At 56.9% G+C, this 21602-nt stretch carries 19 protein-coding genes and 1 pseudogene; 3 read left to right on the plus strand and 17 right to left on the minus strand.

The window, feature by feature from the left end; translation table 11 throughout:
* The 15 genes from B5M07_RS17810 to B5M07_RS17880 form a co-directional block, all read right to left on the minus strand.
* The gene (locus tag B5M07_RS17810) at window positions 1–882 is read right to left on the minus strand and encodes a branched-chain amino acid ABC transporter permease (RefSeq protein WP_120352508.1); all 882 of its coding nucleotides are present in this window, start codon (window positions 880–882) and stop codon (window positions 1–3) included.
* Complete coding sequence (locus B5M07_RS17815) at window positions 879–2027, minus strand: CaiB/BaiF CoA transferase family protein (RefSeq protein WP_274576058.1); 1149 nt, start codon at window positions 2025–2027, stop codon at window positions 879–881. The genes B5M07_RS17810 and B5M07_RS17815 overlap by 4 nt, the downstream gene beginning before the upstream one ends.
* Window positions 1999–2772 carry an SDR family NAD(P)-dependent oxidoreductase gene (locus B5M07_RS17820; RefSeq protein WP_009808033.1) on the minus strand — a complete coding sequence of 258 codons (774 nt, stop codon included), beginning with the start codon at window positions 2770–2772 and terminating at the stop codon, window positions 1999–2001. The genes B5M07_RS17815 and B5M07_RS17820 overlap by 29 nt, the downstream gene beginning before the upstream one ends.
* 8 nt (window positions 2773–2780) lie before the next feature.
* Window positions 2781–3917, minus strand: coding sequence for an acyl-CoA dehydrogenase family protein (locus tag B5M07_RS17825; protein ID WP_009808032.1), 1137 nt, complete (start codon window positions 3915–3917; stop codon window positions 2781–2783).
* 9 nt (window positions 3918–3926) lie between these two features.
* The gene (locus B5M07_RS17830; RefSeq protein WP_009808031.1) at window positions 3927–5165 is read right to left on the minus strand and encodes a thiolase family protein; all 1239 of its coding nucleotides are present in this window, start codon (window positions 5163–5165) and stop codon (window positions 3927–3929) included.
* 12 nt (window positions 5166–5177) lie between these two features.
* A complete protein-coding gene (locus tag B5M07_RS17835; protein WP_009808030.1) occupies window positions 5178–5966 on the minus strand; it encodes an enoyl-CoA hydratase/isomerase family protein in 789 nt (262 codons plus the stop codon).
* Window positions 5967–6177: 211 nt separating this feature from the next.
* Window positions 6178–6993: an SDR family NAD(P)-dependent oxidoreductase gene (locus B5M07_RS17840; RefSeq protein WP_229678646.1), complete on the minus strand. Its 816-nt coding sequence runs from the start codon at window positions 6991–6993 to the stop codon at window positions 6178–6180.
* A complete protein-coding gene (locus tag B5M07_RS17845) occupies window positions 6990–8174 on the minus strand; it encodes a lipid-transfer protein (protein WP_120352509.1) in 1185 nt (394 codons plus the stop codon). The genes B5M07_RS17840 and B5M07_RS17845 overlap by 4 nt, the downstream gene beginning before the upstream one ends.
* Window positions 8175–8189: 15 nt before the next feature.
* Window positions 8190–9698 carry a class I adenylate-forming enzyme family protein gene (locus tag B5M07_RS17850; protein WP_074647007.1) on the minus strand — a complete coding sequence of 503 codons (1509 nt, stop codon included), beginning with the start codon at window positions 9696–9698 and terminating at the stop codon, window positions 8190–8192.
* A gap of 11 nt (window positions 9699–9709) precedes the next feature.
* A complete protein-coding gene (locus B5M07_RS17855; protein ID WP_067296559.1) occupies window positions 9710–11260 on the minus strand; it encodes an AMP-binding protein in 1551 nt (516 codons plus the stop codon).
* A 51-nt stretch (window positions 11261–11311) separates the two neighbouring features.
* A complete protein-coding gene (locus tag B5M07_RS17860; protein ID WP_176832926.1) occupies window positions 11312–12013 on the minus strand; it encodes an ABC transporter ATP-binding protein in 702 nt (233 codons plus the stop codon).
* Window positions 12010–12759, minus strand: a complete 750-nt coding sequence (locus B5M07_RS17865) for an ABC transporter ATP-binding protein (RefSeq protein ID WP_064223626.1) — start codon at window positions 12757–12759, stop codon at window positions 12010–12012. Before B5M07_RS17865 ends, B5M07_RS17860 begins: the two co-directional genes overlap by 4 nt.
* Window positions 12756–13706 carry a branched-chain amino acid ABC transporter permease gene (locus B5M07_RS17870; protein ID WP_082894733.1) on the minus strand — a complete coding sequence of 317 codons (951 nt, stop codon included), beginning with the start codon at window positions 13704–13706 and terminating at the stop codon, window positions 12756–12758. The genes B5M07_RS17865 and B5M07_RS17870 overlap by 4 nt, the downstream gene beginning before the upstream one ends.
* Window positions 13703–14560: a branched-chain amino acid ABC transporter permease gene (locus B5M07_RS17875; RefSeq protein WP_120352510.1), complete on the minus strand. Its 858-nt coding sequence runs from the start codon at window positions 14558–14560 to the stop codon at window positions 13703–13705. Before B5M07_RS17875 ends, B5M07_RS17870 begins: the two co-directional genes overlap by 4 nt.
* Window positions 14561–14644: 84 nt before the next feature.
* On the minus strand, window positions 14645–15829 hold the full coding sequence (locus B5M07_RS17880) for an ABC transporter substrate-binding protein (protein WP_067296557.1): 1185 nt from the start codon (window positions 15827–15829) through the stop codon (window positions 14645–14647).
* A 335-nt stretch (window positions 15830–16164) separates the two neighbouring features.
* Here B5M07_RS17880 and B5M07_RS17885 point away from each other — a divergent pair, with 335 nt between their 5' ends.
* From B5M07_RS17885 to B5M07_RS17895, 3 genes and pseudogenes are all read left to right on the plus strand, one after another.
* Window positions 16165–17214 carry an AraC family transcriptional regulator gene (locus B5M07_RS17885; RefSeq protein WP_064223623.1) on the plus strand — a complete coding sequence of 350 codons (1050 nt, stop codon included), beginning with the start codon at window positions 16165–16167 and terminating at the stop codon, window positions 17212–17214.
* 51 nt (window positions 17215–17265) lie between these two features.
* Window positions 17266–17574, plus strand: coding sequence for a MerR family transcriptional regulator (locus tag B5M07_RS17890; RefSeq protein WP_120352511.1), 309 nt, complete (start codon window positions 17266–17268; stop codon window positions 17572–17574).
* A gap of 26 nt (window positions 17575–17600) precedes the next feature.
* Window positions 17601–19046, plus strand: a pseudogene (locus B5M07_RS17895) (ISL3 family transposase); the annotation flags it as partial.
* A 95-nt stretch (window positions 19047–19141) separates the two neighbouring features.
* On the opposite strand, the gene istB reads toward B5M07_RS17895, so the two are convergent.
* Both istB and istA read right to left on the minus strand, forming a co-directional pair.
* Complete coding sequence (gene istB / locus B5M07_RS17900) at window positions 19142–19951, minus strand: IS21-like element helper ATPase IstB (RefSeq protein ID WP_120350673.1); 810 nt, start codon at window positions 19949–19951, stop codon at window positions 19142–19144.
* Complete coding sequence (gene istA, locus B5M07_RS17905) at window positions 19948–21468, minus strand: IS21 family transposase (protein WP_120350674.1); 1521 nt, start codon at window positions 21466–21468, stop codon at window positions 19948–19950. The genes istB and istA overlap by 4 nt, the downstream gene beginning before the upstream one ends.
* Window positions 21469–21602: the final 134 nt, after the last annotated feature.

Raw genomic sequence — 21602 nt, forward strand, 5'->3', positions numbered from 1 at the left:
TTAGACCTTCTTTGCATAAATTTGGGCCAGCAGGCCTTGCGGACGGATCAACAGCACAAGGAACATGATCAAGTAGGCACCAATTCCTTTGAGGGTCGGGAACATGATATCGAAAAACGGTTCCGTCACACCGATCAGCAAGCAACCGATCACCGCACCGGGGATGGAGCCGAAACCACCGACAATTGCCCCTGCAAATGCCTTGAACCCGATAAAACCCATCTGCGTCGAAACCAACGTCATTGGCCCCAGGAGCAGTCCGGCAATCCCGCCAAAGATCGCGGACATTGCCCAGATCGAGGATGTCAGCCGTTTCACAGGAATACCCATGTAGAACGCTGCTAACTGGTTCAGGGACAACGCCTGCATGGCGACACCCTGCCGAGCGTAACGGAAAAACAGGTACAGCGCGCTGGCGACAACCGCGGTGACAACAATCGACAACACGCTGGTCCAAGAAATGATCACTGGGCCCAGTGTAAGATTGCCATCAACCGGAGCAGGCAACGAATAGTTGCCAAACCCCCAAATTATCCCTGCAACCGCCCTGAGCGCGATACCCAATGCCAGCGTCAGGATAAAGACAGTGAACACCGGCTGGCCCGTCAGGCGCCGCACCACAAGCGCTTCGACGCCGTAGCCGAATGCGCCCATGAAGACCAATGTCAACATCGCACCCAGCCAGTAGGGCATCCCCATCAGCACGATGAACTGATACCCGACAAATGCCCCCAGCATCATGAATTCGCCTTGGGCAAAATTCACCTGCTCAGTCGCCTTATACACAAGCACCAGACCAATCGCGATCAGGCTATAAAGGCACCCTTGTGACAGGCCGACCACAAAAAGCTGCATCGCATCGGCAAAAGACAAGGCAGTCATGCGTTGTTCCCCCAGTGTTCAAGGATTTCATCAAGGCTGATTTCTCCCGCATCTCCGGTCGTCGGTGTGTCGGGTTGTGTTCGCGAGAATCGCGGTGCGGGCGTCGGCATCTCGATGCCACCTACTGTGACAAAGCTGCCCCGGGCGCGATTATGCGCATGATCCGATGCGTCAGCCAGAGAAACCACAGGTGCGAAACACGCGTCGCTGCCTTCCAGAATATCGCACCATTCCTGTTGGGTCGCAGTCAGGAAAATCTCCGTAAGCGCGTCCATCATACTGGCCTGCGCGGTGGGTGCGTATTGATCGGCAAAGCGCGGATCGTCTGTGAGGCCCAGAAGTGCCAGAAGTTCGGCAAAAAATTGCGGTTCGAGACATCCAACGGACACATATTTGCCATCGCCCGTTTCGTAACAACGATACCACGCAACGCCGCCGTTGATAAAATCGCCAGACCGTTTATCAGACCAAGCGCCACATGCGACCAACCCGTGCTGCATGGTCATCAGCAGGTTAACCCCGTCCGTCATGGCCGTATCGACCACCTGCCCCTGCCCCGTGGCGCGCGCATGAGTCAGGGCTGCAAGGATACCAACGTTCAGCATCATCGCGCCGCCGCCCTGATCCGCGATCAGGTTCATCGGTGCAGGTGGCGGGCGGTCCGCATCGCCCAAACCCCAAACCGCACCGGTTATGGCGGCATAATTCATGTCGTGGCCCGCTGCATGTGCCAGCGGCCCTTCCTGTCCCCATCCGGTCAATCGGCCATAGACCAAGGCCGGATTGCGCGCCTGCACCTGTTCCGGACCAAATCCCAGCTTTTCCATTTTGCCCGGCCTGAACCCTTCGATCAGCACCTCGGCACGTTCGATCAACTGCCAGAGCCGGTCGACATCTCTGGCCTTTGTCAGGTCAAGTGTCAGGCTGCGGCGCGAGCGGTTGAACAGATTGTATTTCGCATCAATCGGCAACGGAAATTTCTGACCGGGCCGCGCGATGCGCACCACTTCAGCGCCCAGATCAGCCAGATGCATCGCAGCAAACGGCGCAGGGCCAAGACCTGCCATTTCAACAATGCGTACACCTTTGAGGGGACCTGAGCGTTGCAGCATCGCCCTATCTCGCCTGCAGGCGCGTGGCAGCATCAAGCCGCACGGTTTCGCCGTTCATATATGAATTCTCGATCAGAAAGGCACAGCAATGAGCGAATTCTTCCATCCGGCCGACACGCTTGGGCGCTTCGACAGAGGCTTCGAGGTTTGCGATCACGTTGTCGGGCAGCGACATGACCATCGGCGTGCCGAACAGGCCGGGTGCAATCGCGTTGACGCGAATGCCCTTGGCACCCAGTTCGCGCGCGGCAGGCAGGTTAAGGCCCATCACCCCCGCCTTTGACGACGAATAAGCCGGCTGGCCGATTTGCCCTTCCATCGCAGCACCAGAGGAGACGTTGACAACAACACCGCGCTCTTCGCCGTTTTCGGGTTCATTCAACAACATCCGCTGAACAGCTTTGCTCATTACGTTGAATGTGCCTACAAGATTGATATCAACCGTGCGGCGGAATGTGTCGAGCGACGCGGCCTTGCCGTCACGGTCGATCACTTTCATCGGGCTGACGACCCCGGCGCAGTTGATGCACCCATGCAGCGCACCGAATTTTGAAACCACGGCGTCAACTGCCGCGTCCACGCCTTCATCGTCGGTCACATCGACGTTGCAGAACATTGCGTTTGAAGCACCCAGTTCCTTGACCAGCGCATCGCCAGCGCCCTGCGACATATCGAAAATACCAATCTTGGCACCGCGTGCTCGCAGATATTTCGCCGTCGCCGCGCCAAGACCCGATGCCCCGCCGGTGACGATGATTGTCTTGCCTTCGATTTCCATGACCGCTCCTATTTGAATGCCTGCACGCCGGTAAGCGTCCGTGCGATCAGCAATTTTTGTATTTCTGTAGTCCCGTCCGGGATCGGCCCGATAATGGCCTCGCGCGCCAGCCGTTCGACGATAAAATCGGTGGTGACACCATTGCCACCGTGGATCTGCACTGCTTGGCGCGTTGCGTTCACTGCGATTTCCGTGCCGTACCATTTGGCCATGGCACATTCCTTGTCGCAGCGTTCGCCGCGGTCGATCATGCCAGCGGCACGGAGGGTCAAAAGCCGCGCAGCATCAATCTCTGTGGCCATTACGGCGATCTTGTCTGCGATGAGCTGGTGACCCGCTATCTGCTTGCCGTGCTGGTTGCGTTCCTGCGCATATCTGATCGACTCTTCCAACGCGCGCCGTGCCAGGGAGATTCCCCACATGGCCATGTGAACGCGCGCCCGTTCAAACACCACAAGCGTTTGCTGCAAGCCGCGGCCGACCTCGCCTATCGTGTTTGCAATCGGCACACGCACGTCATCAAGAAAGATCTGTGCCGTGGATTGTGCGTTCAGACCCATTTTTTTGATGTCGCGGGTTTCATAGCCATGCTCTTTGCGATCCACTAGAATATGGGTCAGGCCCTCATCGGTGGCGCAGGTGCATATCAGGAAATCCGAAAAGCGACCATTGGTGATCCAGGTCTTTTCGCCATTGATCACCCAGTCATCGCCGTCCCGCCGCGCTCGGGTTTTGACAGCGGCCACATCGGACCCGACATTTGGTTCCGATATGCCCATCGACGCGGTAATTTCACCGGCAAGCAACGGACCGATATATTTTTTGCGAATCTCATCAGACCCGAGCTTCAGCAGAATCTCACCTGCCACCACGTTGATCAGAATGGGCAGCGCGATATCTATTGCCGTAACACCAACCTCTTCGAACAGCATCAGGTGGGTGGTCCAATCCAGCCCCATACCGCCCGCTTCTTCGGGATGCGGGGCCGATGTCAGACCGAACTCGGCAAGTCGCGTCATGAAACCCTGAATGACTTCTTTTTCGAACGGCGCATCCTTAACCTTCAGGTATTCCGGTTCGATCTGGTCATCCAGAAACCGGCGCAAGGAATCGCAAGCCATTATCTGCTCTTCGGTTTTGAACATCTTTCGCTCCTAGCGCCCGAGAATAAGGATGGAGGCCACGGCCTCTTCGATACCGATCAAACCGCCGCCATTTTCCGCGATGGCGATCCGCGCACCTTCGACCTGTCTAGGTCCACATTCACCGCGCAGTTGCGATACCAGTTCGTAAACCTGGCCCAACCCAGTCGCGCCAATCGGGTGGCCTTTGCATTCCAGCCCGCCCGACGGGTTCACCGGCACCCGCCCGCCGATGGAGGTGTCACCGCGCTCGGATGCAGCACCCCCTTCGCCAAATGGGAACAGCCCAAGGTTTTCGATCTGGATCAACTCACCCACCGCTGTTGCGTCATGCACTTCGGCAACTGATACGTCTTGGGGACCGATACCGGCGATTTCATATGCCCGCCGTGCCGCAATCGCGGTCAGGTGGTTCTCATAATCCTCCGGCGCGCGGTTTGATCCGGTCTGGATCACGCTGGCGCGCACTTCGATGGCACGATCCCGGCTGATCCCGAACTTTTTCAATCCGGCCTCGGTCATCAGAACCGCAGCGGCACCGCCATCGCTCATCGGGGCGCACATTGGCAGGGTCAAAGGATAAGTGATCGGTGGTGCGCTTAATATTTCGTCAACGGTATAAGGCGCGCGGAATTGCGCCTTTTCATTTTCAACCGAATGCATGTGGTTCTTTGCTGCAATCGCAGCAATCTGTTTTTGGGTCGTGCCGAACGTGCGCATATGCGCCAGCCCGAACGCTCCGTAAATCGCCATAAAGACTGAAAACGGCTTGTCCGAAGTGGTGTCATTCGGCACGTCGATGCCTTTGCCCAGCGCCATCAGTTTTTCGGTATTTTCCTCAACGGTGGACACATCCCACGCGCCATCGAAAAAGCTGAACATCTTAGCTTTGTCACCTGTCCACATTTTTTCGGCCCCAACGGCCAAAGCCACGTCACCCTCGCCTGCTTTGAGAAATTGAGCCGCAAGGTTCAACGCGGTTGACCCGCTGGCACATGCATTTTCGACGTTTACCATCGGGATGCCCTCAAATCCCATCTCGCGCAGGGTGATCTGGCCCGGGATCATCAACTGCGCCTCAAGATGTCGCTGTGTTGTGTTCGCGTAGTAGGCAGCCTGAATGTCATCCTTGCCAATGCCGGCGTCCGCCATCGCGCCATCGACAGCCTCGCAGGTCAGCGACTTTACCGTTGCCCCGTCGAGGCGTCCCATTTTGGTCATCGCGACCCCGGCAATGTAAATTTTTGTCATTTCAATCTCCGCTCATGTGCCGGTGAAAACCGGCTTTCGTTTTTCACCGAATGCGGCAAGTCCTTCGGCCGCATCGTTGGATTTCAGATGTTCGCGCAGCACGGCAAGTTCCTGTTTCAGCGCCTCCACCTGCGTCATTTCGATGGATGCATTGGCTACCCGCTTCATCTGCGACAGGACCAGCGGGCTTTTGGTCGCCAGCAACTGGCTGAACTCGTGCAGCCGCGCTTCAAGCGCGTCATCACCAACCACTTCCTGCACCAGCCCCATGCGCATCAATTCGCGCGCTGGTAGACTTTGGCCCGAAAACAAGAGGTATTTCGCGTTTGCGAGTCCGATCCGGCACGGCAAGACAGCAGCGCCGCCTGCGCCAGGGAACACACCAAAATTCGAATGAGCATCGCCAATTCTGGCGCTCTCGCCCGCAATCAGCACATCGCAACACATCGCGAGTTCCAGCCCGCCCGCAACGGTAATGCCATTCAGCCCGCCGATCACCGGTTTCGGCAAATCACGCAGCGCTTGAAACGTCGCGCCGATAGCGTCAAGAAAATCACCCTTTTGCGTATCGGCATCATCCAGACCAGCGAGGACTTCCTTCAGATTGGCACCGGCGCAAAACGCACGCCCCGCAGCCGTCAGCACAATTGCGCGCACCTGTTTTGCCACAGCGATCTCTCTTATCGCGGCGCGCAGTTCCCCAATGAGGTCGACAGAAAGTGCATTAAGACTGTTGGCCCTGTTCAACGTCAGCCACGCAACCGGACCACGGTATTCGACCAGTACATTCGCTTGAGTCATGCGTGCGTCTTTCTATTTACTTACCAATAAGTAATCAAAAATATATAATCAAATCAAGAACTAATTTACGTTAGGTTACATAGGCTTGTAGGTTGTCGGTTTCTCCCGTCCGATTTGATCGGAGAATCAGCAATCCGGCGACATCAAGATAGTGCGTTCCCCGATGATGCGCGCGACATGAAAAAATGCCTCGCCGCGCGACACCTTGTGTTCAGGACGAACTTTTTGTGCCCAGATCCAGCGAGCCAGTCTGCATCATGCCGCCACAGACATATCCACCATCAACGACCAGTGTTTCACCGTTCACATATCGCGCATCAGGCGAGCCCAGATAGGCAACTGCCGCCGCGATATCCGCAGGGTCGGCCATGTAACCCGCCGGAATCATCGGCAACAGGCGCGCAACCGTTTCTTCGGTATAGGTGCTTTCGGTGAGCGGAGTTGTAATGGCGCCCGGTGCAATCGCGTTTGCCGTGACGCCATGCGCCGCAACTTCAAGCGCAATCTGGCGTGTCAGCCCCACCAAGGCCGCCTTGGACGTGCCGTAAGCCGTGCGCCCGACCCCTGCGCGGATGCCGCTGACCGACGTGATATTGATGATCCTGCCATATCGCTGACGAACCATTTCACGCGCAGCAAGTTGCGCGCACAACATGCTGCCTGTCAGGTTGATAGCCATAACGCGGTTCCAGTCTTCCAAAGGAAAATCGAGGAACGGATTAATCCCGACGATACCCGCATTGTTCACCAGCACATCCACGCATTTGTCCCAGCGTTCCGTCTCGTCAAATGCCGCATTCACCGATGCCGGATCCGACACATCAAGCTTTTGCCCAAGCGCTGTACCACCTGCCGCTTCGATCTGCTTGACCGTATCGGCTATGCCTGTTTCGGCAATATCAGTGACAACAACCCTCGCGCCCAACTCCGCCAGCCGCAAAGCAATCCCCTGTCCGATGCCAGAACCTGCACCGGTGACAAGTGCCACGCCGAAATCGTCACGATCTCTCATTGGTGGTTTTGTCATGCTGTAATCCTTTCATAAAGTGTAACAACCGCCGCACCGCCCAGCCCAACGTTATGCTGGAGGGCAAGCCGCGCATTATCGACCTGCCGGTTCTCTGCCTTTCCACGCAGTTGGTTGGTCAACTCAAAACACTGTGCCAGCCCCGTAGCACCCAGTGGATGCCCCTTTGACAGCAGACCACCAGACGGGTTCGTGACGTATTTCCCGCCAAAGGTGTTGTCGCCATCATCGACCAACTTTTCGCCATCACTTTCGGCACATAGCCCCAGGGCCTCGTAGGAAATCAATTCGTTCTGCGCGAAACAGTCATGCAATTCGATCACGTCGATATCGTCAGGACCCACGCCCGCCTTTTCATAGACCATGCGCGCGGCATCACGGCTCAGCCTGGCGCCAACCACTTCGATCATGTCGCCGGTTTCAGGGTCCAGCAGTTTATCCGTTGTCATTGCCTGCGCGCGGATTTGTACAGTTGTATCAAGGCCCATTTTTTCAGCGAACCCTTTGGACACCACAAGCGCCGCCGCAGCGCCGCAGGTGGGCGGACAAGCCATTGGCCGTGTCATTACACCGGGCCAGATCACCTGCGCACCCATTACATCCTGCGTGGTCATCTCCTTGCGGAAAACCGAGAGTGGGTTGTTCGCGGCATGGCGGCTAGCCTTGGCCCGAATTTTGGCGAATGTCTCCATCTTCGTACCAAATCGTTCCATATGCGCCTTGCCCGCACCGCCGAAATACCGAAGCGTCATCGGCAGATCGACGTCCCCTATCAGCCGGTCCGTGGCGGCATCAAATTCCGCCAGCGGTGACGGGCGATCGGGAAAGACAACACCCAACGCACCGGGGGCCATCTGTTCAAAACCCACCGCCAGCACACATTCTGCCACACCGCTTTCGACAGCCTGCCGTGCGAGGAAAAGCGCTGTTGAACCGCTCGAACAATTGTTGTTCACGTTGATAATCGGGATGCCCGTCATGCCCACGCGGTAAATCACACGCTGCCCGCTTGTGCTGTCGCCGTAAACATAGCTGGCATAGGCCTGTTGCACGTCTTCGAACGCGATACCGGCGTCATCCAGTGCAAGACGGATCGCCACCTCGCCCATCTCGTCGTAAGGTGCCGATGCGCCCGGTTTTGCAAAAGGGATCATGCCGACACCGGCAATAATGGCAGTCATTTTGGGTCTCCTTTTTTATGGTTTTTCGAATTGTGTATCGGGGTCGGTCAGCATCTGGCGCAACTCTGTCTTAAGTATTTTGCCGTAGCTGCTTTTGGGCAGTTCGAGAACAAAGCAATAGGCCTTGGGTCGCTTGAACCGCGCAATGTTATCCAGACAAAAACGGTCCAGCGCCTGTGCGGTCACGCCCGGCTCTGCCACGACAAACGCGATGACTTCCTCGCCCCATTCGGCCTCCTCGCGGCCAACAACATTAGTTTCGACCACGCCGGAATGACGCAGCAGCACCTCTTCGACCTCGCGCGGATAAATATTTGACCCGCCAGAAATGATCACGTCCTTGGACCGGTCCTTGAGCGTCAGGAAACCGTGGGCGTCCACGCTGCCAATGTCGCCGGTATGGAGCCAGCCGTCCCGCAAGGCTGACGCCGTTGCCGTTTCATTGCCCCAGTATCCCGCCATCACCACATCGCCACTGACGATCACTTCGCCCGCGACATCTGGGGGGCATTGTGTGCCTGTTTCATCCACCACACAGACCGTGACGCCGGTGCGTGGAATGCCGACGGATCCCAGCCAACTATCCGGAATTTCCCAGCTCAATATATGCGGTGGTAGATAAGTGATCGTACATGGTGCCTCGCCTTGTCCGTATCCGATCCAGATGCGGTTGCCCAACAGCGCCATCGCCCGGCGCAGGTCTGCGACATAAATCGGCGCACCGCCGCAGAACAACAGATCAAGGTTTTCGATGGCCGCCGTGTCAAGCGCAGGACAGGCCGTCAGACGCGTCAGCATCGTGGGTGCGACAAAAAAAGATGAATGGGGATATTCATGCAGCAACGTCACGATTTCATGCGGATCGAATCCACCGCTTTGCGGCACAACATTCGCCGCGCCCCGCTGCGCAAACGGTAGCATAAACAGCCCTGCCGCATGAGACAGCGGTGCCGGATGCAGCGCCGCCGACATTTCCGTAACCGGACACATATCGGCCAGAAAACTCGTGGTCATGGTCCAGAGGTTGCGGTGGGTCAGTATCGCCCCTTTCGGGCGGCCCGTCGTGCCGCTGGTATAAAAAATCCATGCTGGATCGGTTTGCGCAGCGTGTGCAGGCTGCAAATCCGCTGACGCTTGTAACGCCGCATTATATTCCGGTCCACCGACCGCAATGACTGCTGAAAACCCTTCGACGTCTTCCGGCCGGTCGGTAAAGGCAAGTGCGGCATCACAGTTAGCATGGATATAGGTCACTTCGTTAGGGTGCAGTTTGGCATTCAACGGAACGGCAACACATCCGGCAGTCCAGATGGCAAACAGGATCTCGATATATTCGGGCCGGTTGCCCATGAAGATCAGAACACGGTCACCTTTTACCAGATTGCGCTGTTTCAGCGCAGCGGCCAAGGCCGCGCTGCGGTCCTGTAATTGGGTGTAGGTGCTGAACGTCGACAACCCCAAGCAGACGGCAGGTCGATCGCAATAGGCGCGCGCGGACTGTGTCAAAATGTACGCGATGTTCATAATTCTGCTCCCTAAATTCTGCGCGCTTGCCCCTGCCAGAACGTATCCCTGATGTCCTTTTTGCGCACTTTCCCAACGGGGCTGCGCGGCAGTTCATCCCAGAAGTCAACCGTTTTGGGGGCCTTTACGCTGCCAAGGTTTTCCTTGCACAATGCAATGATTGCTTCGGGTTCCACCGTTGCATCGGGTTTGAGTTCGATCACCGCCTTGATCGCTTCACCCCATTTTTCGTCAGGCACACCGATCACCGCGCAATCCTGCACGGCAGGATGCGACCAGATCACCTGCTCGACTTCCGAGGGATAAACGTTGAAGCCGCCCGAAATGATCATGTCTTTCTTGCGGTCCACGATATAAAGGTAACCCTCGTCATCCAGATACCCGATGTCGCCGGTATGGTGCCAACCGAACTGGGAAACCTCTGCGGTTGCTTCGGGGTTTTTGTAATACCCCTTCATCACCAGATTTCCGCGCACAACAATTTCACCATGCTCACCACGCGGCATAATGTTACCGTCATCATCCATGATCGCCATCGGTGTCAAAAGTGCGGGCCTGCCGCAACTTGCAAGCCGGTGTTCGCGGGCCGGATCTCCGATAACATTGTGATCCTCTGCCGTCAGCAGCGCGCAGAACATCGGCGATTCTGCTTGTCCGAAACACTGCGCCATGACCGGCCCAAAAATCTTCAGGCATTGGCGCAGCTTGTCAATGGCCATAGGTGCGGCGGCATAAAGAAAGAACCGCAATGACGGAAAGCTACGTTGCGCAACTTCCGGTTGCGACAACAGCATGTAAACGGCGGTCGGCGGCAGGAACAGATGGGTCACTCCCTCGCTTTCAATTGTGTCTAGAACGTTGGCGGCATCAAATCCCGGCAGGATGACGCTGCGCGCACCAGCGGCCATCAACGCAATGGCAAGCACCCCTGACGCGTGGGTCATAGGCGTGATCAGCAAATGCACAGGGTCAGGTCCGGCATCAAAACTGGCATAATAGTTCGCGATTAGCGTGGTCCAGTTCAACTGCGTCAGCATGATCCCCTTGGGCCGCCCCGTTGTCCCACCAGAGGATAAAATTCCGACAAGATCATCAGGGCCAAGCGGCACATCGGGATCGGTTGAAGGGGCCGCGGCCATCCAGTCTTCCAGCCATGGTGCCGCGCCGTCTTGTTTATCCAGACAGATGAATTTTTGTATCTTTGGGCAAAGTTCACGCAATTGTTCCAGCGCCGGTGCAAGATCGCTGTGATAAAACAGAATCTCCACATCATTATGATCCAGGATATACGCGTTTTCTTCTACGCCGTTCTTGGCATTGACGGGAACCCAGATCGTGCCGGCACGAAACAAGCCCAGCATAACTTCAAGGCCGCTCACGCAGTTGGGGCTGTAAACGCCGGCCATCTTGTCGCGTCCGTACCCTTCGGCAGTGATGGCATTGGCGAAACGATATGTGCGTTCCTGAACTTCGCCGTAACTCCGGCCGATTTTAGCATCTTCCAAAGCGATCACGTTAGGGTTGATTGCGACACCCCTGTCGAAGAAATCGATCACACGCATAACGGTTTCCTATCTTGGTTTCCGGGATTTTCCCGCCTTGCCAGTCTGAACTCATACACTGATGAGCTTTTCGATCTCTTCGCGGTTGGCCAGCAAATCTGCTGTCGTGCCGCTCCACTGGACGGTCCCGTTGTCGACAACGTACTGTCGATGGGCCAATTTCATCGGCACGCGCAGGTTCTGTTCAACCAGCAAAAGCGTCATACCTTCTTCGTTGATCCGCCGCATCGAATCGACCAATTCATCAACGATCAGCGGGGCAAGGCCTTCAGTCGGTTCGTCCAGCAGCAACAGTTCCGGATTAGTCAAAAGCGCGCGCGAAATCGCCAGCATTTGCTGTTCGCCGCCCGAAAGCGTGTTTCCCGCCTGTGACGCGCGATCAAGCAGCACCGGAAACATTTCAAAAATCCGGGTTTCGGTCCATGCGCCAGTGCGTCCCATGACGGTTGCGATGCGCAGGTTTTCATGCACTGTCAGATTGTCAAAAATGCGCCTGTCTTCGGGGACATACCCAATGCCCAGACGGCCCAGTTGGTTCGGGAGTCGCGCGGTAACGTCGTCCCCTTTCCAGACTCTGCGCCCTGAAACCGGTTGCTTTAAACCGATGATCGTCTTGAGAATGGTGCTTTTGCCTGCGCCATTGCGCCCGATCAGCGAAACAACTTCGCCCTGTGCGACTTCGATCGACACGCTATGCAACGCCTGCGCCTTGCCATAAGTGACATTGCAGCTTTCCAACGCAAGCAGCTTCATTCCTCTTCTCCCAGATAAGCCGCTCGCACCTCGGCGTTTGCGCGGATTTCTTCAGGGCTGCCAGACGCCAGAATTTGCCCTTGAACCATCACGACCAAAGCACTGGAGACCCGCATTACAACGTCCATGTTGTGTTCGATCAGCAGCACGGTGCGGCCCTTGACGATCCGTTTTATCAGCTCCATCGCAGGCCCGATCTGGTCATGTCCAACACCGGCCAATGGTTCATCGAGCAACAGGACCGATGGGTTGCTCAGCAATGCCAGCCCGACTTCCAATGCGCGTTGATCGCCGTGAGACAAGGTTTCGGCGGGGCGGTGCGCCATCACCGTCAGGCCGATCTCTTCGAGAACGCTTTCGGCCCGTTCCCTGACTGCAGGAAAGCGGCCCGCCGGAAGCCAGAAGGGCTGCAACCTGTACAGATGCGCAAAAGCAGCAAGTTGAAGGTTCTCAAGCACCGACATGCCGGCGAAGATCTTGGTGATCTGGAAACTGCGGCCCAGACCGATGCGGGTCCGTTTATGCACCGACAGGCCCGTTACATCGCGCCCGTCCAGCATCACTTGACCACCGCTTAGCTTGGCATGACCCGAAAGCGCATTCATCAACGTGGTCTTGCCCGCACCGTTAGGTCCGATAATCCCGTAAAGCTGACCCGGCTGGAAGTCGAACGTCACACCGTTGACAGCTTTCAACCCGCTGAAGGAGACCTGAATATCGTTGCAACTCAATGATCCGGCAGTCATTGCATGTCTCCTTCGTCCTGATCACCTTGGAACATTCCGGCAATACCGTTGCGTAGGAAGATGGTGGCAAAAATGAACACCAGACCAAGGATGCCGTACCAATATTGGGTGATTTGGCTCAGTTCTTCTTTCAGTAATTCAAACAAGGCCACGCCAAGAATCGGACCTAGCAATGTGCCTTTGCCGCCCAGCACGGTCATGATCAAAACGTCGCCCGATGTGGACCAATGCAGCATTTGCGGAGAGATGTAGAAGATCAACGATGCCAGCAGGGCTCCTGCAACACCTGCATACGCACCCGAAACGATAAACGCCGATTGGCGCAAGCTATGGACGTTGTATCCGAGTTGCGCGGCGCGCACGTCGTTCGCCTGTACCGCGCGCAATGCCCGCCCGAATGGCGACCCACGCAGCAATGCCATCAGCGCCAGTCCGATCAGGAAAACCGCCACGATAAACCCATAATAGTTGTGGTTGTCGTAGAAATTGATCCCGAACAAGTCAGGCCGCGGCACGCCTGGAATACCGTCCAATCCGCCGGTGATTGCGCGCAGCTTGTTGGACGCAAGGATGTACATCATCTGCGCCAGGGCCAGTGTCAGCAGTGCAAAAAAAAGCCCCGAAACCCGAAGCGCAAAAAGCCCCATCAGGTAAGCCAGCACCGCTCCGACAATCGCCGCTGCAAAAAGGCCCGGTATAAAACCGACGCCATAGCTGAGGGTGAGGATTGTGAGCGCATAACCCCCTGCCCCGAACAACGCCGCATGGCCGAATGACAGCATACCTGTCACCCCGAAGACCAGATCAAAGCCGATTGCGAACAAGGCCCAGATCAGGATCAGGCTGACAAGGTTCACCCATTGCTCATCCTGCACAAAAAACGGAACGATAATCATAACTGCGATAATAATGCCCATCAGGGCCTGACCGATAATCCTGCGTGTCATGCCGAACGCCCCTTTGTGCTAAACAAGCCCGCAGGCCGGAACATCAGCGTTCCGATCAACAGGGCAAAGGTAAGTAGTTCGACCCATTCAGTTGCGTAGGTATATCCGGCCGCCCGCGTCATGCCCAACAGCAACGACGCAAGGATTGCGCCGCGAATGTTCCCAAGCCCGCCGATGATCACCACGACAAAACAGTCGATGATAACGCTGAATCCCATGCCCAGTTCGATCGGCACCAACGGTGCGCTAACCACGCCACCAAGAGCCGCAAGATACGCACCAAGCGCAAAGACGCCGGTGCGAACCTGGTTTACATTTACACCGAGTGTCTGAGCCATTTCCGGATCGGAACTGGCGGCGCGAATAATCATGCCCCATTTGCTACGGTCCAGCAGCAAGAACAGTGCCAGAGAAACCGCTGCACCAAAACCGATTACAAAAAGCCGGTATGACGGTATTTGACTGCCAAACATGGAAATCGGTGCCATGAAGATTTCTGGTGTCGGCACTTGCTTATAGTCAAATCCCCAGATCATCTTTGTCGCGTCGTCGATGACCAGAATGAATCCGAAAGTGAGTAAAAGCTGAAAAATGTGGTCGCGGTCATAGACCTGTTTCAGCGCCAAAATTTCGATCAGCGCACCAACACAGGCGACGATCAGCGGCGCAAACAGCAGTCCCAACCAGAACGATCCGGTCATATGAACAATTTGATACCCGACAAACGCGCCAAGCATATAAAGCGCGCCATGGGCAAAGTTGATCACCCCCAACATGCCAAAAATAAGGGTCAAGCCCGCTGCCAGCAGAAACAGCAGAAAGCTGAGACTCAGCCCGATCACGATAATGGACATATTCAGGGTTCCTCAGTTTCACCCCAAAAAAGCGGGCGACGCATGTCGCGAGGGAACAGCGCCGCCCAGTTCAGGGAGGATCGATTAACAGTCGCTAAACAGGCTATTTGCCGAAAACTCTTCGGTGATTTTCATGGTGAGGTCCGGCAATGGTGCCTCGCCCTTCACAACTTCACCCCAAAGACCGACCTGTTTGGCCTGATGGTCACAAGCGCGCATTTCCTTGCGCCCTTCGACCGAATTTTCATAGACCGATGTTTCAAATGCATCGACCCAGGTTTCCACATCCCAGCTGTCAGTCGCTTCGATGACATCCATCCACCAGCGAAGACCGTCAAATGCCTCGCCCGCGAAGGCCGAAGGGTAGTCACCGTTTGCGTCACGGTAGGCCGTCACGAATTCGGCGTTTGCCGGATTGTCGAGCGAGAAGTGATAACGCACGCCGGAGTTCACGCCCAATGCGGCCTCGCCTGTCGCGGCTGCAAAGATTTCATCCTGAAGCACGGGGCCGAACAGCACTTTGTTCTGACCCATCCCAACCTGACCTGCCTGCTTGCAGAAGGTGACGCCGTCATTGCCCGTTGCCACAACCAGAATACCATCGGCGTCCGAACGCGCCATCTTGTCGATGATGACCGAAAAGTCGCGGTTGCCAAGCGGGGCAAAGTCATTCCCGACGATCTCGACACCGGCGGCTTTTGCTTTTGCGGCAAAGTCGTCAAAGGCGCTGCGCGTGGCCTGATAATCAGCCGTGACCGCGTATACTCTCTTGATCCCGCGTTTCTTTACGAATTCAACACACATGTTCATTTCCATGGCCAACGTGTTGGACGTACGGAATGAGTAACGCGCACCGTCCATCTTGGTAATGCTGTCGTCTGCGGAAATCGTGACCAGATGCGGCACCTTGCGCTGTGTGGACAGGCTTTGCAGTGCCAGAGTCGACGCTGAGCTGACCGCGCCAAACATCAATTGCGTGCCTTCCGCCAACAGCCGGCTTGCTTTTTGTACGGCGGGCTGGGGTTTGGTTTCATCGTCTTCCCAGCTGAAGCGGACTTTTTTGCCCAACAATTCGCCACCCCGCATGGCCACGGCAAGTTCCGCGCCTTTGCGCATGTCATTGCCGATCAAGCCGTATGCGCCCGAGAAAGACAGAATGCCCGCAATGTGATAATCTTCGGGCGTTGCGGCCCGCAGAACCATTGGCGCAGGCAAGGTACTGGCCAAAGTTAGCGCCCCGGCGCTGCGTAGAAAATTCCGACGTTTCATAGTTTTCCTCCCGGTTTCACGCCCCAAGAAGTTTCTCCTGCAAGGCGAATGATGCGCTGCCCGGGATAAATCGTTCCCGGAAAAGCAGAATACTATCAGCAAGTTTGGCGGGTTTTATCATACGTCGGATCAGCAATCGGGCGGTAACAAATCATGGATTTGCAAATGGCGCAAAAGTGCATCTGATCGCGACCGTGTCCCTAACCCTCCCCCATCTCTTGCATCAAGCATCGCAGGGTTAGGACTGGCAGGGAATGTCCGAAAACGCCACAAATTTGACATTTTCTGCCAAATCGATATTATTTACCCATCAGTAGAATTTTGAGGTCATCGTCATGAAGGTGGGCTTGCTCCAAAACCTGCGTCTTCCCAAACATAGCATCCAGTTCATGTGTGACGTGCTGATCGAACACGGCATTGATCCTGACCCATTGCTCAAAGAAGCAGGTTTGCAGCTCAGCCTTCTCTCGGATCCATGGGGCACGCTGGACGGTATTCAGGAACTCACATTCCTGCGTGCCTTTTGCCGGAGTACAGCGCATATTGAAGGTGTCGCTTTTGTCACCGGTCTGCGTTACAGCCTGATCTCGTATGGCCCTATCGGGCTTGCCACGCTAGTTTCAGAGAATGTGACAGCGGGGCTGAGGGTTTTCACGCAAATGCAGGGGCTGGGATACGCACTGCTGGCATATGACATCACAGAGGACGATGAAGGTTTTGCAACAGGGTTTGTTGCCGACGACCAGTATGTACCGCCCGATCTTCTGGATTTTGTTCATGAACGGCTGCTTGGGTCCGGCCCGACCTTCTTCCGGGACCTGCGTCAAGAAAACCTGCCCATCCGTCTGATCGAATGCCCGTTGGACCGCCCGAAAGGCTGGATGAACCTAGAAGCGCGCTGGCAAACCGAAATCGTGTATCGCGCACCGCGCAGTTGCATTCACTTTCATCCTGGAACAGGCGCGCTGAAACTGCCGCTGGCGAATGCCCTTCTTGCGGTAAACTATCGTGTTTTGTGCGAGAATATGCTTGAAACCGGCCCCAAGCATACCGGAACAGCAAATTCGGTTTATCAGGTGTTGATGCAGGTGCGCGGCGTTTTTCCCAATGCGCCGGAAGTGGCCGAAACGCTTCATTTGTCAGAACGCTCTTTACATCGAAAACTTGCCAGTCAGTCGATGAGCTATCGCCAGATTATCGATAGCGTGCGCTTGCGCCGCGCACGGGAGCTTCTTGATACATCCGAGTTACCGCTGGCTGAAGTTGCAGATCGCCTCGGTTTTTCGGAAACTGCCAGCCTGTCGCGATTTTTCCGGCGGGTTTCAGGGGATTCGCCGTCCGCATATCGAAAAACCAGCAAAGGGTTATTCGCCAGTTCACGTTAGGATTAGACGACGAGACGCTAACACGACCATATATCAGAACGGAGTGACGCCATGAACAAGTCCGATGACGAAACGCTCACCTTCAAAGAGATGGTCGGGAAATTCGACGTCACCCCCCGAACCCTGCGGTATTACGAATATCTCGAACTTCTCAAACCCACGCTACAAGGGCGTGAACGAAGTTATGATCGCAAACAGATCGCGCGGTTCAAGCTGATCTTGCGAGGTCGTCGGTTCGGAATGAAGCTTGAAGATATAAGAGTTTGGTTAGAAATATATAAAAACAGGGGCTCAAGAGCGCAGCTGTCGCGTTGCCCTTTAATCGGTTCTGCCTCACTTTGTGTGGCGCAACTATCCTGAAACTGGAAAATTCAGGAGGTATAGTTGTGAGTTCGAAGAAGCACTGGTCGCCCGGGAGCGATGTTGCCGTTCAAAGCGTTGAGCGAAGTGAAAGAGGCGGGTGGATTGTATCTGGCGTCTTGGCTCCCAACGGCATTTGCCCAGACTGTGGATTGCATTCACGCCGACGTCACGGCTGGCGGCGTCGGCGGCTGCAGGATTATCCCGCGCATGGAGACGAGGTAACGGTTGATCTCGCAATTTGCCGTTGGCGATGTCAGGCACCCGCTTGCCCACGCCGGACATTCTCAGACCAAATCGCCTCGATTGCGCGTCCATTTGCACGTCGTACTTCGCGTGTCGGGGAGATTGTCACCCATCTTGGGCATGCGAGCGGCGGACGGCCAGCCGAGCGGTTGTTGCATCGTTTGGGCCTTGGAGTCAGCGATGACACGGTGCTTAGGCAGCTGAAGAACCGTGCCCAAGACAGTGGCGAGTCGCCGACAGTCATCGGGATCGACGACTGGAGTTGGCGGAAATCGCAAACCTACGGCACGATCATTGTGGATCTGGAGCGTCGCGTGGTGATCGACATTCTTGAGGATCGAGATGTCGTCAGCTGCACCAACTGGCTGAAGCGACACCCCGAGGTGGAAGTGATCAGCAGAGATCGCTGCGGTCTCTACGCCCAGGCAGCACGGCAAGGGGCACCGCAGGCGAAGCAGGTCGCTGACCGGTTCCATATCGTACAAAACCTGCGGCAGGCCATCGAGGAGCAAATGAACCTTCACGGCCGTGCGACCGGCAGGGCGCTGCTGTCCGACGCCGACAACATCACCGCAGCCGGCAGCCTTCTGAAGTCACGCCTGGCGCATAGGACGTCTCGGGAAGAGATTTTCGCCACCATTCATGCGCTCCGAAATCAGGGGCTTTCATGCAGCGAGATCGGGCGGCGAACAGGGTTCCCGCGTCGCAGCATCGCGAAATGGCTGCAGTTCGAGACACCACCGGACCGCAGGCGGGCCGCTTTGAAGCCGACATCGCCGTGGTACTTTGAAGAGTTCCTGAGCCAAAGCTGGAAGGAGGGCATTCGAACTGGCAGCGCCCTGTTCCGTCTGATCCGAGAGCGCGGTTACGAGGGGAGTCAGTCGCATTTGCAGCGTCTGTTGGCGGGCTGGCGAAAAGCAGAACAGCAAGGGAGCGACTCCAAGGTAGAGCACGAAATCCTTAAGCCAGTCCGGGACCCGGAAACGGGGCACGCGATTTCCCCGGTCATCGCAGCCGCGCTGTGCATCAAACCCCGCGGAAAGCTCACCCCGGATCAAGCGCGGAAAGTCGACGCGCTCAAGGCCGGTTCTCCCGCCTTCGCAACGATGCGAAGTCTCGCCATGCGGTTCAACGGTATCCTGCGCAGCCGCCAAGCAGACCCGCTCCCAGCATGGATCGACAACGCGATCGAATGTAGCGCGACAATCTGGGTGAGAAGAGCGCGTCAATCAGGATGAGAATCCTTGGTCGCGACACTGGTAACGATGGTGGCCTTTTCAGCCGCGATCAAGGGATTTGTGTTTTTGATTGTCGCGGCGCGTCAATCAGCTTTCATATCTGTCGGTGAGGCCCTGTGCGCGGGCCGCCCCGGCCCCTTTGCCTTTTCGGCGGCTCTCCGGCGGTAGCTTTCGACATTCATCTCGAAGATCGTCGCGTGGTGGACGAGCCGGTCGACGGCGGCCAGTGTCATTGCCGGGTCAGGAAAGATCGTATTCCATTCCCCGAAAGGCTGGTTGGCCGTGATCAGCATGGAGCGGCGTTCGTATCTTGCACTGATGAGTTCGAAGAGCACGCTGGTCTCGGCTTGGTCCTTGGTGACGTAGGTGATGTCATCGAGGATGAGCAGGTGGAACTTATCGAGTTTCGCGATTGCACTTTCGAGGACGAGATCGCGGCGCGCCTGCTGGAGCTTTTGGACCAGATCGGTGGTGCGGGTGAAGAGGACGCGGTAGCCTTTCTCGACAAGTGCGAGCCCGATGGCGGAGCCGAGATGCGACTTGCCTACGCCCGGCGGGCCAAACAGCATGATGTTGCTGCCCTTTCCGATCCAACTGTCACCCGCGGTGATGGCGCTGACATGGGCCTTGGACAGCATGGGGACGGCTGAGAAGTCGAAGGTCTCGAGGGTCTTTCCGGGCAACAAGCGGGCCTGTGCGAGATGTCGCTCGATACGGCGGCGAACGCGTTCGGCCAGCTCGTGCTCCACCAGGGTGCTGAGCAGCCGGGCGGCGGGCCAACCTTCCTTGTCGGCCTGTTCAGCGAAGCGCGGCCAGAGCGCCTTGATGGCTGGCAGGCGCAATTCGTTCAGAGCGAGGGTGAGACGGGCGGTGTCGATCTGCGACGACGTCATGCTGCAACCTCCTCGGCGGATGCCGCATTGCCGACCAGCTGGTCGTAGGATGACAGGTCGGCCAGGCGCACCTCGACTTGGGGGAGCGCCTCGGTCGACGGGCTGAAGAGCACGCGCAGGGCTGCCATGTCAGGCAGGCGGTTCTGACGAAGATCCTCCTCGATCTGAGCGGCCAATTCGGCCTCGCACCCCCGGTCGTGGGCCAGCGCCAGAAGATCGACGGTCATGCGACAAGCCTTCTTCTCGCCGGTCTGTTCCAGCAGGACTGCGAACATGTCGCCGAACGCCCGGCGCGGAAACAGCTGGTCACGATAGATCAGTCCCATCAAGGCCATCGGCTTTTTGCGCAACGAATGGATGACATGGTGGTAATTGACCACGTGACCATGGCTGCCGTTGCTCGATGCGCGCCCGCGTGGCAGCGTCAGCAGGGAGGTGCCTCCGAGAAACAGCTCCAGCCGATCATCGTAGAGCCGTATGCGCAGATGATGACCGATCAGCCGGGACGGCACGGTGTAGAACACCTTGCGCAAGGTGAAGCCACCGGAGGACGTGACGCGCAGCCTGACCTCTTCATAATCCGTGGTGCGACGCGCAGGCAAAGGCCTGAGGCTGGCGCGCTCCACATCGATGCGTTTTGCATTGCGCGCGTTGATCCGCCCAACGATCTCATCGATGAAGCGGCGGTAGTCCGGCAAAGTCTGGAAGTCGCGCGACCCACGCATGAGCAACGCATCTTCGATGGCGCGCTTGAGATGGCCATTGGGGCTTTCGATCGAGCCGTTCTCGTGCGCGACACCTTTGGTGTTACGCGTTGGCGTCATGCCGTAATGACTGCACAGAGCATCGAAACGGTCGGTGAGATCAGCCTGGGCGGACTTGTCCAAGTTCTTGAAGGCCGCCGACAGGCTGTCGGTCCTATGTGCGTGCGGCACACCACCGAGCGCCCAGAGGGCGTTCTGCAATCCCTCAGCCAGCGCCACATAGCTTTCGCCGCCCAGCACAACATGGGCGTGCTGAAACCCGCTATAAGCAAGCCGGAAGTGATATAGCCGATGATCCAACGGCTCACCGGCCACGGTCACCCCCAGTTTGCCCATGGCGGTGAAATCCGACAGGCCCATCTTGCCCGGCGTGTGGACCTGCCGGAAAATGACTTCCTGTTCGGGGCCATGCTCGGCGTTCCAGGCGCGTATCCGCCGTTCCAAAGTGCGCCGGATGCCGGTGCCCAGCTCGGGGTGTCGCCGCAGCAGCTCTTCGTAAACGGCGACAGGACGGAACCCCGGTGAGGACCGCAGCAGCGGCACGACATCCGTATCGAAAATATCGGCAAGCGGATCCGGGCGACGTCGGCCACGCGGGGTCTTCTTCTGGGATGGTAAAGTTGGGTCGGCTTGCAGCCGATAGCCAGTTGCCTGGCTGATCCCCGCCTTGGCCGCGGCCACAGGAACGGTGTGGGTCTGTCTGAGCGTCATGAAAAGCCTCATCTGTTGGTCGGTGACATGACGGCCCGGCATGAACGATCTCCTTACGCAGAAAATCATTCCCTATCCGAGCCGGCCACGACCGTCAGACCCACCCATTCTGGGCGCAACGCGGGGATTGGACCTCTCCAGTCGGGCTACGCCCTCCCTGCGAGCCCCAATCCCCG

Origin of the sequence: Sulfitobacter sp. D7 (genome assembly GCF_003611275.1) — a bacterium.
Lineage (GTDB): Bacteria > Pseudomonadota > Alphaproteobacteria > Rhodobacterales > Rhodobacteraceae > Sulfitobacter > Sulfitobacter profundi.